The organism is Endozoicomonas sp. 4G (genome assembly GCF_023822025.1).
Lineage (GTDB): Bacteria > Pseudomonadota > Gammaproteobacteria > Pseudomonadales > Endozoicomonadaceae > Endozoicomonas_A.
The window spans coordinates 237,003-250,107 of sequence record NZ_CP082909.1; the positions used below are offsets into that span (position 1 = coordinate 237,003).

Annotated in this window: 12 protein-coding genes; 3 read left to right on the forward strand and 9 right to left on the reverse strand. The window is 49.3% G+C overall.

Features of this window, described 5'->3' with window-relative positions; translation table 11 throughout:
• Positions 1-11 precede the first annotated feature (11 nt).
• From K7B67_RS01250 to K7B67_RS01275, 6 genes are all read right to left on the reverse strand, one after another.
• Positions 12-932, reverse strand: a complete 921-nt coding sequence (locus K7B67_RS01250) for a hypothetical protein (RefSeq protein WP_252178553.1) — start codon at positions 930-932, stop codon at positions 12-14.
• Between the two features lie 12 nt (positions 933-944).
• Entirely contained in the window at positions 945-1,274 is a 330-nt protein-coding gene (locus K7B67_RS01255; RefSeq protein WP_252178554.1) for a hypothetical protein, read from the reverse strand.
• 469 nt (positions 1,275-1,743) lie between these two features.
• Entirely contained in the window at positions 1,744-3,039 is a 1,296-nt protein-coding gene (locus tag K7B67_RS01260; RefSeq protein ID WP_252178555.1) for an RNA-guided endonuclease TnpB family protein, read from the reverse strand.
• A gap of 187 nt (positions 3,040-3,226) precedes the next feature.
• Positions 3,227-3,487 (reverse strand): type II toxin-antitoxin system ParD family antitoxin, encoded by a 261-nt coding sequence (locus tag K7B67_RS01265; protein WP_252178556.1) that lies wholly within the window; start codon positions 3,485-3,487, stop codon positions 3,227-3,229.
• Positions 3,488-3,716: 229 nt separating this feature from the next.
• Positions 3,717-5,102 (reverse strand): hypothetical protein, encoded by a 1,386-nt coding sequence (locus K7B67_RS01270; protein ID WP_252178557.1) that lies wholly within the window; start codon positions 5,100-5,102, stop codon positions 3,717-3,719.
• Between the two features lie 315 nt (positions 5,103-5,417).
• On the reverse strand, positions 5,418-7,010 hold the full coding sequence (locus K7B67_RS01275; protein WP_252178558.1) for a hypothetical protein: 1,593 nt from the start codon (positions 7,008-7,010) through the stop codon (positions 5,418-5,420).
• A gap of 159 nt (positions 7,011-7,169) precedes the next feature.
• On the opposite strand from K7B67_RS01275, the gene K7B67_RS01280 reads away from it, so the two are divergent.
• Entirely contained in the window at positions 7,170-7,730 is a 561-nt protein-coding gene (locus tag K7B67_RS01280) for a class I SAM-dependent methyltransferase (protein ID WP_252178559.1), read from the forward strand.
• Here the strand turns inward: K7B67_RS01280 and K7B67_RS01285 are convergent.
• Entirely contained in the window at positions 7,684-9,276 is a 1,593-nt protein-coding gene (locus tag K7B67_RS01285) for a hypothetical protein (protein WP_252178560.1), read from the reverse strand. The two genes, K7B67_RS01280 and K7B67_RS01285, sit on opposite strands and share 47 nt — an antisense overlap.
• A 157-nt stretch (positions 9,277-9,433) precedes the next feature.
• Here K7B67_RS01285 and K7B67_RS01290 point away from each other — a divergent pair, with 157 nt between their 5' ends.
• A complete protein-coding gene (locus K7B67_RS01290) occupies positions 9,434-10,135 on the forward strand; it encodes a class I SAM-dependent methyltransferase (RefSeq protein ID WP_252178561.1) in 702 nt (233 codons plus the stop codon).
• A gap of 43 nt (positions 10,136-10,178) precedes the next feature.
• Positions 10,179-11,072 (forward strand): helix-turn-helix domain-containing protein, encoded by an 894-nt coding sequence (locus K7B67_RS01295; protein ID WP_252178562.1) that lies wholly within the window; start codon positions 10,179-10,181, stop codon positions 11,070-11,072.
• Positions 11,073-11,114: 42 nt separating this feature from the next.
• Here K7B67_RS01295 and nagA read toward each other — a convergent pair whose 3' ends face one another.
• Both nagA and K7B67_RS01305 read right to left on the reverse strand, forming a co-directional pair.
• Positions 11,115-12,269 carry an N-acetylglucosamine-6-phosphate deacetylase gene (gene nagA, locus K7B67_RS01300; protein ID WP_252178563.1) on the reverse strand — a complete coding sequence of 385 codons (1,155 nt, stop codon included), beginning with the start codon at positions 12,267-12,269 and terminating at the stop codon, positions 11,115-11,117.
• A 133-nt stretch (positions 12,270-12,402) separates the two neighbouring features.
• Positions 12,403-13,059 carry a hypothetical protein gene (locus K7B67_RS01305; RefSeq protein WP_252178564.1) on the reverse strand — a complete coding sequence of 219 codons (657 nt, stop codon included), beginning with the start codon at positions 13,057-13,059 and terminating at the stop codon, positions 12,403-12,405.
• Between the last annotated feature and the right edge of the window lie 46 nt (positions 13,060-13,105).

Consider the following 13,105-nt stretch of genomic DNA (forward strand, 5'->3'; position numbering starts at 1 on the left):
ATTATCGGCTCTCAAGGAACGTGACTTTTGTGAAGCTCTTCGTGCCGTTTCAGATTTGTCTTGAATTTAGAGCCGTAGTGGCAGATCTTGCAGTAGTGCCACCCTTTTCTTCTAGGTTCAGGTCTCTGGTCAAAAAGCTGCCCGCTCAGAATACTCCCAAGTTGCGCTAAGTGGTCGAAGATCTCTCTACCCTGTCGGGCGGCGACGAGTTCGCTATGAGTGGGTACTTCACTCTTTGAAGCGGACTTCTGTTCAATTATGTCCTGTGGCTCAAGACACTGACTTAATACGTCAAATAGCCCAGAAGGACGATTCTTAATTGTGTTGTTAGCTGCTGTGGCAACAGATCCATCTTCACTGGTGTCGGTCTGCTCAGGTTCCTGTCCTTGTGCACCGCCTTGTGCACCTTCTTGCGCTGAGGCAGTGGTGTTTTCATTGGTTTTGTCGGGTTCAGAATTCGGGCAGCTGACTATTTTGGACAGAACCTCCTGACAGGCTTTCCTGTTTGATGCCAGACACAGGACAGTATCATCAGGAAGATCAATATCCGATGGTACCATGTCAGAGTCGTCTGACTGGGCATGAGCATCTTCACGGTGGCGTTCAGCTTCCTGATCAATGTCTTTTTGCTCCCTGACGGTGATGCCATTGGTTTTTGCAATGTACACCCTTCGAGCGGTGTCTTCGTCTGTTGTTTCTTCGGTGAGCCTGATCTTTAGCCTGTTCATAGCCATTCCTTCGGCGGCGATTTTATGAATCCGCTCCATTTCAGCTTGCTGATTTTTAAAAAAAGTCTGGTAATCGGGCAGATCGTATTCCGAAAATGTCAGCTTGGGTCCGTTGCTATGGTGCAGGACAATCCTTTGCTGAGGATTGGTTTTCAGATAGAGAGGTTTTCCGGTGTCGAGCGCGACGCTGGTTACGGATTCCACTCCGAAGCATTGTCAGGTCTTGTTCTCGGGAGTGTCTATGGGTTGACAAAATGTATGCTCGCCGGGCACAGGCTTTGAGCCACTGATAATAAAAGGATCATCCGATGAAACATGAAGAAACGGTTTATTGTACGACTCCTGTTCGGTACCTTTTTCTGGATTATAAGGAAGCGGCAGCCAGACTTGCTGCCTGAGTGCCAGTGCACCCAGTGTCACCAGAGATTCTGTGATAACGGAGGCTCGGACTGGCAGAGGGTATTCAGTTAACCCGTCAAGAATTTGTGCCTCCACTGAAGTCATGAAGGGCAGGGACAAGAATATAGATATCAGTAATCGTTTCAATGTCTTTGCTCTCAATGAATGTTGAACGGCAAAGAGTAGATCAAATATCTCATAAGTGTTTTTAAAACTCTGGTTCCCATACTTTTAGGCCCTGTGGGTCCCAGCGTGGGAACGAGTGAAGGGGTGTTCGCTTTTCCGGTTTTTCCAAGCATAAAAAAAACGCCTGAAGGCGTTTTGTTAATTGCTTATTCTCTTTCTCGCAGTTTGCGTTTTATGTCTGCGGATTGGTGTATAACAGCCACGATGTCAGGCTGATTATTAACGATATTGTAGAAAATGATGTGCATCTCTACCGGTAAAGCATACAGTTCAGGGTCTATGTCTTTTCTGTGTGTACCTGATCTGGGGTTTTCAGCCAGCCATTCAAATGTGTCACTGATTTTACACAGATACCTGTTGGCCTGCTCAGTTCCCCAGCGTTCCACTGTTTGAATGCTCCCCTTCCTAAAAGGAAGGAGATTCTTCTTGGTTAAACCACAAGACTCTGTTTGGACGGTTCAACCAAACCTGCGTCCTCGGACGCCCAAACTGATTCAAGGGTAGTACCAAGCAAAGTAGGCTCATTCAAAGCCACTACTACGGGCGACTTGCGTAGCAAGGTCGGTCGTAGATACTTCACGTTTCCGGTAGGCAGAATCGAATCAGGAACCATACGTCCATTGTGGATGTATTTGTTCAGGATGTTGCAGGCTCCGACTTCATCTCTCGCTGCAACATAATCGCAACCCTGACACTTATAGTTGCGCCCACTTGGCTTGTGCCTGTGACCGCACTTAGGGCACGTTTGAGTGGTGTAGGCTTCGTTGATCTTAACCACATCAACCCCTCTCAACTGACCCTTATACGTCAGGTACTCAACCAATCGACCTAGCGGATTCCCGCTGTTCTCCTGGTTGCTGCGTCTTGATCCCTTTTTCTGCTTACGCTTGTTACGTGCTATTTCTGTCACATCCCCAACAACCAATGTTCCGGCTTGCCGTTCAACGGCAAAGTCGATCATCTTGTTTGCGGTATGATGTAGCAAGTTGTGAACTTGCCTGTGGTATCGTGCCAGATATCTGGCCTTTTCTGCCTTGAGTTTCCGTCTTCGACGGGAACCCTGCTCGCATTTATCTATTAGACGACTGTAGCCAGCTATTTTCTTGCTCTTGCCTTGTGTCAATGAACGCAAGCCACGACCAACAACAGCAGTTGATTTGATGCCGTCCGTCATGACAGCGGTATGAATGATACCCAAATCAGCCGCAACGGTGTTGTCTCCGGCTGATTCTGGTTTCTCAACTACGTCTTGAATGGAAATGTAGAGAGTGGGGTATCCAAGCTCAATTCCTGTGATCTTGCCTTGCGGCAATTGATCCAGTGGGATTTTGATGGACAAGCCTTTCACTCCACGACCATTGGACAGATTCAGCCTATTCCCCTTGCGGCGAATGGCTGACTGCTTCCAAGTCACCGTCTGGAATTTCTTCTTGCACTTCCAAGGGTAACGGGCTTTCTTATCTCCCTGTTCCCTTTTGGTTTGAGTTGAATCTATAGAGTCGTACAACTTCTCGACGAGCTTCTGTATAGTCTGCGAATGCAGGGCATACTTGCCTTTGACGTGAGCCTTCATTTTAGACTCGGTAGGCCACTTCCAGTGGCGTTTACGGATATATCGGTGCAAACGAACTATGTCATTCCACAGGCGAGCCGCTTCCAGACGGACTTGCGTCTGACCGTCTGTTGGCTTGCCTATGTTGATTTGAATGACACGATTTTTTTTCACGCGATTTCCTTTTTTCTCAATATATTTATACTACAGAAAGCCAATGGCTACATTGATATTGTTGATACAAGGAAGCCTGACGACTTCCCCGTTTACATCCCCGCATTAAAAGTACGGGGTTTTTCATGGGTTACGATAAAACCAGATGTTAATTAAATCGTCTTTTGCTCTCTGGCGAACAGTGTAACTACCCGACATCACGTCTCCCGTTTAATTCATGAAGTAAGTGATCCATATTAAAGTCTTTTACAATCGGGCTGTTACGACCGGCTTCTATCGTGTCTCGTAGAGCCTGTAACCGGGCTTCGTATTCTTGTTCTTCTTTTTCCAGGACTCTGAGTCCTGCTCTAACCGCCTCACTAACAGACTGAAAACGACCTTTTTCTATCAGTTCGTTAATGAAGTCTTCGTAATGCTGGCCCAATGTTACTGATGTTGTTCTAGCCATAGCTCTGCACCATTTGTGTTAATAACCAACACATATTAGTACATTCTGGCGACTCTTCTCACTACTAGCTCAGAAAATTATGGGATTCCAAAAACAAGTAACCCCTCGCAGTGCGCTGATCTGACGGGAAGCGGGAGGGGTGTTGTTAATCATATTCTCCTCACAAAACCAAATTTTCATCCTCAATTTTCTGCCGTCCTCGCTACGGGCGCTATTCTCGGTCAGGCTCCTAGTCCTTCGAGGGACTCTGGTCAGCAGACAAGTTTGTCTGTGTGAACTCTTCGGTATCACTTTGACGGTTGAGCAGATGCTCCTTTTTTGGGTCTTTGAGTACATTGGTATCGCTTTCACGGACGTACAGATGCAGGTCATTGAGTTCTCTGTTAATGCTGTCGTCGCCGTCCTGAGCCTTCTCAATTCTCTCCTCGAGCTTTTTTAAGTTTAAGCGCAGTTGTTGGGCGGCGAATTTGCAGAGACGCCTCATCTCCCTCTCCCTTGCCTTTTCATAAGCCAAAATACGTGTTCTTTCTTTCGCAAAAGTACGATAAAAACCAGCGTATGGGGGGAACTGGTCGGTAGTAGGGTCGCGCACCATATCTTTCTGGAGATGCCGCGTCTCCTCATCTTGGCGGTTGCTCTTATTAGCAGGAGATTCCGGATCCCTGGTTGTGCTATCAGCTGCTGTGGCACCAGCTCCACCCGCACCGTCGTAGGTCTGCTCAGGTGCCTGTCCTTGTGCACCTTCTTGCGATGAGGCCGTGGTTTTTTCATTGGTTTTGTCGGGTTCAGAATTTGGGTAGCTGACTATTTTGGTCAGAACTTCCTGACAGGCTTGCCTGTTTGATGCCAGACACAGGACAGTGTCATCAGGAAGATCAATATCCGATGGTATGGCAGAGTCGTCTGACTGGGCATGAGCATCTTCACGGTGGCGTTCCGCTGCCTGCTCAATGTCTTTTTGCTCCCTGACGGTGATACCATTGGTTTTTGCAATGTACACCCTGCGGGCGGTGTCTTCGTCTGTCGTTTCTTCGGCGATCCTGATCTTCAGCCTGCCCATGGCTATTTCTTCGGTGGCGATTTTATGAATCCGCTCCATTTCAGCTTGCTGATTTTTAAAAAAAGTCAGGTAATCGGGCAGTTCGTATTCCGAGAATATCAGCTTGGGTTCATGGGTATGGCGCAGGACAATCCTTTGCTGAGGATGGGTTTCCAGATAGAGAGGTTTTCCGGTGTCGAGCGCCACGCTGGTTACGGATTCGACTCCGAAGCATTGCCAGATTTTGTTCTCGGGAGTGTCTATGGGCTGACAAAATGTATGCTCGCCGGGCACAGGCTTTGAGCCACTGATAATAAAAGGATCATCCGATGAAACGTGAAGAAACGGTTTATTGTAAGGCTCCGGTTCGGTACCTTTTTCTGGATTATAAGGAAGTGGCAGCCAGACTTGCTGCCTGAGCGCCAGTGCACCCAGTGTCACCAGAGATTCTGTGATAGCGGAGGCTCGGACTGGCAGAGGGTATTCAGTCAACCCGTCAGTTATTTGTGCCTCCACTGAAACTACTGCAACTATAAAAGGCAGGAAAAAGAATAGAGACTTCAGTAATCGTTTCAATGCCTTGGTTCTCAGTGAATGTTAAACGGCAAAGAATAGATCAATATCCCATAAGTTTTTTTAAAACTCTGGTTCCCATGTTTTTAGGCCCTGTGGGTCCCAGCTTGGGAACGAGTGATTGTATGGATCAAAAAGTTGCTGCGAAGTGGTCTGCCAGAAGAGAACCAGTGCACGGTCGAAGGGCGCACAGGGTGATTGGCTCGATCTCTATTGTTGGTTCGGAACCCACAACCTTCGACCGTGCATCCTGAGCGGAGTCGAAGGGCGCTCAGGATGAACGTAGATTGTTCGCATCAAACTCATTGAAACAATGCACTAGTCCTTCGAGGGACTCTGGTCAGCAGACAAGTTTGTCTGCGTGAACTCTTCGGGATCACTTTGAGGGTTGACCAGATGCTCCTCTTTTGGGTCATCAAGTACATTGGTATCGCTTTCACGGTCGTCGTCCAGAGGCAGGTTATCGAGTTCTTTGTTAACGCTGTCGTCGCCGTTCAGAGCCTTCTCAATTCTCTCATCAACCTCTTTGAAGTATGAGCGCAATTGTTGGATGGCAAGTAGTTTGAGGTTCCGTTCCCTCTCCCTCTCCTCCTCCCTCTTCATTGCTTTTTCATAAGCCAAAGTGCGTGTTGCTGATTTCGCAAAAGCACGATAATAATCATGGTATGGGAGGAACTGGTCGGGAGATGAATTAGCTCTTTGACGATCCTCCATATTCCTCTGCATCAGATCAAGAAGTTCCTCGTTGTTCACATTCATTTTCTTTTTGACGATTCCGAAGACCGCATTTGCAGAATCCAGGGCCTCCTGAGGGGTCAGAGAGCCCAGACGATTGTCCGATAGGTAGAGCTTGAAGTAGTTTAAGAGCCCATTAGTGTACTGGGTAAGGTCGCGCACCAGATGCCGCGCCTCCTCATCTTGGCGCTTGCTCTTCTTAGCAGGAGGTTCCGGATCCTTAGCTGTGCTGCCAGCCGCTGTGGCAACAGCTCCATCCTCACCGGTGTCGGTCTGCTCAGGTGCCTGTCCTTCCGCACCGCCTTGTGCACCTTCTTGCGATGAGGCCGTGTTTTTTTCACTGGTTGAGTCTGGTTCGGAATTTGGGCAGCTGACTATTTTGGCCAGAACTTCCTGACAGGCTTGCCTGTTTGATGCCAGACACAGGACAGTGTCATCTGGAAGATCAATATCCGATGGTATGGCAGAGTCGTCTGACTGGACATGAGCATCCTCACGGTGGCGTTCCGCTTCCTGCTCAATGTTTTTTTGCTCCCTGACGGTGATGCCGTTGGTTTTTGCAATGTACACCCTGCGGGCGGTGTCTTCGTCTGTTGTTTCTTCAGCGATCCTGATCTTCAGCCTGCCCATGGCTATTTCTTCGGTGGCGATTTTATGAATCCGCTCCATTTCAGTTTGCTGATTTTTAAAAAAAGTCAGGTAGTCGGGCAAATCGTATTCCGAAAATGTCAGCTTGGGTCCGAGGGGATGGCTCAGGACAATGCTTTGCTGAGGATGGGTTTCCAGATAGAAAGGCTTTCCGGTGTCGAGCGCCATGCTGGTTACGGATTCCACACCGAAGCATTGCCAGGTTTTGTTCTCGGGAGTGTCTATGGGCTGGCAAAGGGTATGTTCTCCGGGCAGGGGTTCCGAGCCGCTGATAATAAAAGGATCATCTGATGAAACGTGAAGAAACTGATTATTGTCTGGCTCCGTTCCAGTGCCTTTTTCTGGATTATAAGGAAGTGGCAGCCAGACTTGCTGCCTGAGTGCCAGTGCACCCAGTGTCACCAGAGATTCTGTGAGAGTGGAGGCTTGGACTGGCAGCGGGTATGCAGTCAACCCGTCAGTTATTTGTGCCTCCACTGAAGCCATGAAGGGCAGGAAAAAGAATAGAGATCTTAGAAATCGTTTCAATGTCTTGGCTCTCAATTATTGTTAAACAATAAAGAGTAGATGAAGTAGCCAATAAGTGTTTTTTTGCTGACAGACGGTTTCATGGATCATTTGCCATCATGGGTTAAAAGCGGTTCTGCTATTTTCATCTTCGTGTTTTCTTCAAAGCGATGTCAGGTTATGAAGTACACAAAACAACAAGCCAGGGCCTATGCCGAAGAAAAAAATCACCCGGGATTTTTGATTCAAAGAGACCTGCCCGGACTGTTGGCGAAATACGTCAAAACAGGAGCACGGGCTCTGGACTACGGCTGTGGTGCAGGGTTGATGATGCCGTTATTAAAAGACGCCGGGTTCGATGTTGAGGGTATGGATATTTCGGCCAATATGCTCAGCCTGGCTATGACAGATCATAAGAACACCGCATTTACCCGAATTAATTCTGCTGCAATTCCACGCCCCGATGCGTCTTATGATCTGGTGATGCTGTCGTATGTTCTGGTTGAAATCGCTTCTTTGTCTGAAATAAAGGCGATTATCTGCGAAGTGAAAAGGGTATTAAAACCCGATGGTGTAGCCGTCGTTATTGTCAGTTCAGAACAAAAGTTTCAGGGAAACTGGTTGTTGACCCCTCGTTCCCACGCTCCAGCGTGGGAATGCATACCTCACCCATCAAACTCATTGAAACAATGCACTAGTCCTTCGAGGGACTCTGGTCAGCAGACAAGTTTGTCTGTGTGAACTCTTCGGTATCACTTTGAGGGTTGACCAGATGCTCCTCTGTTGGGTCATCGAGTACATTGGCATCGCTTTGACGGTCGTCCAGATGCGGGTCATCGGGTTTTTTGGAATTCAAGGGATGTTGTTGGGCGGTGCGTAGTTTGAAACGTTCATAATCAAGACGCCGGGACTCCCTAGCCCTCTCCTGCTCCATCTTTGTTATCTTTTCACCAACCAAAGTGCGTTCTCCTAATTGCTCCCAACCATGATCATAATCGGCCTGTGAGGGGGACTGGTCGGTAGACGAACTTGTCTGTGTGATACCGCTTAGAAGATCGACCACTCTCTGCTGTATTATGTTATGGAGTTCCTTGTCGTCCACATTCATTTGGTTTTTGAGGATTTTCCAGATCCTACCCATAGAAGCCTGGGCCTCCTGATGGTCCAGACGATGCTTCGGTAGGACTAAGGCGCCGGAAGGCCCATTATGGATTTGGGACTTGACGTGGTCGAACAACCAATTAACTGACCCGGTAAAGAGGTCGAGCTTCAACTCTTTCACAAGACGCGGGACCCGCCGGGTTTCCATCTTAGCAGGAGATTCCGGATCCTTAGCTGTACTGCCAGCTGCTGTGGCAACAGCTCCATCCTCACCGGTGTCGGTCTGCTCAGGTGCCTGTCCTTCCGCACCGCCTTGTGCACCTTCTTGCGATGAGGCCGTGTTTTTTTCACTGGTTGAGTCTGGTTCGGAATTTGGGCAGCTGACTATTTTGGCCAGAACCTCCTGACAGGCTTGCCTGTTTGATGCCAGACACAGGACAGTGTCATCAGGAAGATCAATATCCGATGGTATGGCAGAGTCGTCTGACTGGACATGAGCATCTTCACGGTGGCGTTCCGCTTCCTGCTCAATGTTTTTTTGCTCCCTGACGGTGATGCCGTTGGTTTTTGCAATGTACACCCTGCGGGCGGTGTCTTCGTTTGTTGTTTCTTCGGCGATCCTGATCTTCAGCCTGCCCATGGCTATTTCTTCGGTGGCGATTTTATGAATCCGCTCCATTTCAGTTTGCTGATTTTTAAAAAAAGTCAGGTAGTCGGGCAGATCGTATTCCGAAAATGTCAGCTTGGGTCCGCGTCTATGGCTCAGGACAATGCTTTGCTGAGAATGGGTTTCCAGATAGAAAGGCTTTCCGGTGTCGAGCGCCACGCTGGTTACGGATTCCACACCGAAGCATTGCCAGGTTTTGTTCTCGGGAGTGTCTATGGGCTGGCAAAGGGTATGTTCGCCGGGCAGGGGTTCCGAGCCGCTGATAATAAAAGGATCATCCGATGAAACGTGAAGAAACTGATTATTGTCTGGCTCCGTTCCAGTGCCTTTTTCTGGATTATAAGGAAGTGGCAGCCAGACTTGCTGCCTGAGTGCCAGTGCACCCAGTGTCACCAGAGATTCTGTGAGAGTGGAGGCTTGGACTGGCAGCGGGTATGCAGTCAACCCGTCAGTTATTTGTGCCTCCACTGAAGCCATGAAGGGCAGGAAAAAGAATAGAGATCTTAGAAATCGTTTCAATGTCTTGGCTCTCAATTATTGTTAAACAATAAAGAGTAGATGAAGTAGCCAATAAGTGTTTTTTTGCTGACAGACGGTTTCATGGATCATTTGCCATCATGGGTTAAAAGCGGTTCTGCTATTTTCATCTTCGTGTTTTCTTTAAAGTAATCAGGTTATGGAGTACACAAAACAACAAGCCAGGGCTTATGCCGAAGAAAAAAATCACCCGGGATTTTTGATTGAAAGAGACCTGCCCGGACTGTTGGCGAAATACGTCAAAACTGGAGCACGGGCTCTGGACTACGGCTGTGGTGCAGGGTTGATGATGCCACTATTAAAAGGCGCCGGGTTCGATGTTGAGGGTATGGATATTTCGGCCAATATGCTCAGCCTGGCTATAACAGATCATAAGAACACCGCATTTACCCGCATTAATTCTGCTTCGATTCCACGCCCCGATGCGTCTTATGGTCTGGTGATGCTGTCGTATGTTCTGGTTGAAATCGCTTCTTTGTCTGAAATAAAGGCGATTATCTGCGAAGTGAAAAGGGTATTAAAACCCGATGGTGTAGCCGTCGTTATTGCCAGTTCAGAACAAAAGTTTCAGGGAAACTGGTTGTTGATCAATAATGATTTCCCTGAAAACAGGGCGCTTACCAGTGGCTGTCGGGTTAAGTGCTCTGTGGTGGGCTCCGGGGTCGTCTTTGAAGATTTCTTCTGGACGGATAAGGACTACCGGTCAGTATTTTCTCAATCGGGTTTGGAAGTGCTGGAATGTCATCAACCTCTGGGGAAACCGGAAGACGGGATGCCCTGGAAGGACGAGCTTTATTCGCCTTTGTTCAGTATTTACATTTTGGGACGTTGGCTGGCATAGTTCTGAGTCGAGCAACAAGGCTTCGTAAAAAAAGGAGTGATGGGTGAGTAAGCCTTGCAAGGTGGGTTTTCTGTTATATCCCGATTTCTCTCTGCTGGGACTGTCTTCAGCCCTTGAAGTGCTGAGAGCCGTCAATCAGGTGACCGGGCAGATGGTTTATGAAAGTGTTGTTATTGCCGAGTCATCCGTCACCAGTAACCTGGGGCTTGTTATTGAGCCCTCGCAGTCGGCGCTGGAATCTATGGATGGGGTGATTCTGGTGGCTTCAGAAACCGATATTGATATTCCTTCTGCCTCATTGTCTGAGATTGCTGTTTTGGGAGGGATTGGCAAAGGGGCCAACCGGTTAGCGAGCGCCGGTTTTCTTGATGGTTATCGGGCCCGGCTGGAAGGGGCAGCGGATGCTCTCCAGATACTTTATCCCAGGGTGGCGTTGAGTCAGACCGCTTTTGAACTGGATCGAAACAGAATGACCTGTGGGGCAGGAACCGCGGCTATGGATATGATGCTCGCTTTGATCGCTCGGGAGCAGGGGATTGATCTGGCTGCCCGTGTCTCGGAATTATTGGTCAGGGATCGTCTAGGTGAGCCGCTGACTGCGTCTGTCGCAACCCCCGTCAGAAAGCAACAGCCACAGATTGAGGAGGCAATACAATTGATGGCTGCCAACATAGAAGAGCCTCTGGGTGCTGACGAACTGGCCTCTCTGGTGGGGATTTCGCGAAGACAGCTGGAACGACTGTTTCGCAAACATTTGGATACGGTGCCTTCCAGGCACTATCTGAAACTCAGGCTTGAGCAGGCCAGAAAACTGCTCAGGGAGAGTGACAGGCCGGTTGTGGATGTGGCGATGGCCTGTGGTTTCTCCAATGCTTCACATTTCAGTACGGCGTATAAAAACCATTTTGACCTGACGCCCAGGGAAGAGCGACAGTAGCCTTCTATTCGCAGAGCGGCAGAAGGCTAACGGAGAAAGACATTAATACTGACTGAAAACCTGCCTGCCATCGACAAAGGTCATCAGAACTTCATGATGTTTGTTCATAACGGCGATGGATGCACGCTTACCCACTTTAATGCTCCCCAGTTCATTATCCAGACCGAGCAGAGTGGCCGGTGTCAGGGAAGCCATGTGCACAGCACTCAGCGGATCGACATCGACTTTTTCGATCATATTAGCGACGGCACGGTTCAGCGTCAGGGTGCTGCCTGCCAGGGCACCGGATTCGGTTCTGGCAACGCCGTCTTTTACGTTAACGGTCAGCAGTCCCAGCTGGTATTCACCGTCACTCAGGCCACCTGCACACATGCAATCGGTGATTAACGCGGTTTTATCCGCCCCTTTGAGGCGGTAGACCAGATCCATTATGACGGGATCAACATGAACGCCGTCAGCAATCAATTCCGCATAGATATCCCGATGGTGCAGCACGGCACCGGCGGTGCCGGGTTGACGATGATGCAATCCGAGCATCTGGTTAAAAATATGCACGCCGCCAACTGCTCCGGCTTCGAAGGCTTTTTTGCAGACTTCGTAGCTGGCGCCTGTGTGTCCAATCATGACGCGGATATTTTTGCTGGTCAGGTATTCAACCGCTTCAAGGCCGCCCTCAACCTCGGGAGCCAGGGCCAGTGAGCGAAGGGTGCCTCCGGATGCTTCCAGCATTGCATCCAGCCTTTCTTTGGTCGGTTCCAGGAAGTAGCTGCCTTCATGGGCACCTTTGAAACGTTCGGAAAAGAACAGGGCTTCGCTGTAAGAACCCAGCACTTCTGCGCCATCCACACCTTGCTCGATGCATTCTTTGACGTTGCTCAGGGCGGCAAGGTTTCTTTCCCAGGTATCGGTCACCGTGGTGGCAAGAAAGCCTACAACCCCTTTGGCAGCAATGGTTTTTGAGATGGTGTTAATGGCTTCGTGGCTGGCGTCCATGACATCAAAGCCACCACTGCCGTGGATATGCAGATCAATAAAGCCCGGGACAATACGGTGGTCTCCCAGGTCCATAATGTTGGCGTCTTCTTCAGGCACACAGTCAATAGCCGCAATGCGACCGTCTGTAATTTTCAGAAAGCTGTCCTGAACAATGCCTTCTTCAGTGAAAATCTCGTTTGCCTTCAGATAAAACGTCGTCATGTCTCAGACCTTTCAAGAGGATGATTGGGAAGATTGGGAAGATTGTACCATGCAGCTAAACGGGCTCCGAAGGCGTGTGATTACCTATCACCGGAAGTGGGAACTCAGAGGTCAGCGAGCACATTATCGGTTGTCACTGATGTGAGCTGACCCTGAGAATTTCTTCACGCACTTCTGTGAGCGCTTCCCGAAAGCTGCCATCGTATTGTTGCAGTTTTTCGATCATTTCGGGCAGCATTTCCCTGAGCATTTGGCCCGGGTGTTCAGGCAGGGTTTCTGGTATCTGGCTTAATACCTGGTTCATCCTGCCTTCTGCCTGAATGATGATGGATTTCAGGCGCTCAAACTCCAACCCCTGGTTCCCCAGGCTGGCCTTTCTGCCGGAACGGGACAGCGCCAGCTGGTCCAGCATTTCCTGAAGCTTGAGGTCGTGGTTGCCCATCATGCCTTCAATGTGTTGAAGACCGGCCAGATAGGCTGCCGCACTGGCTTCTCCCACGGGGGCAACAGGGGTGGCTTTGACGGCGTCAGACGCTTCTCTGGAGGCAACTTCCGGCTGTTTGCCCTGGGCCATGTCGGCCCGGTAGGGGCTGATCGCGGCAATCTGTCCCAGTAGTTCATGGACGATGGCGTAATTGAATTGCAGCATCTCTTCCATGTGGCTTTTCAGGTCTTCGAAGGTGAATGTTACGGCTTCTTCAACCTGTTGCTCACTGGAAAGGCCCAACTCCGGATCTTGTCGTGGGGCCGAGGGGGGAATAGGGCGGTTGTTGATATTTTCGATGGTCATAAGAAAATCCTTTTCTGTTAATCCGTAAAGGTAATTTTAGTTGGAG

Coding starts and splice junctions, on each gene's coding strand:
- K7B67_RS01265 (WP_252178556.1), bottom strand. CDS start 3,487: ATGGCTAGAACAACATCAGTAACATTGGGCCAGCATTACGAAGACTTC.
- K7B67_RS01290 (WP_252178561.1), top strand. CDS start 9,434: ATGGAGTACACAAAACAACAAGCCAGGGCTTATGCCGAAGAAAAAAAT.
- nagA (WP_252178563.1), bottom strand. CDS start 12,269: ATGACGACGTTTTATCTGAAGGCAAACGAGATTTTCACTGAAGAAGGC.
- K7B67_RS01305 (WP_252178564.1), bottom strand. CDS start 13,059: ATGACCATCGAAAATATCAACAACCGCCCTATTCCCCCCTCGGCCCCA.
- K7B67_RS01280 (WP_252178559.1), top strand. CDS start 7,170: ATGAAGTACACAAAACAACAAGCCAGGGCCTATGCCGAAGAAAAAAAT.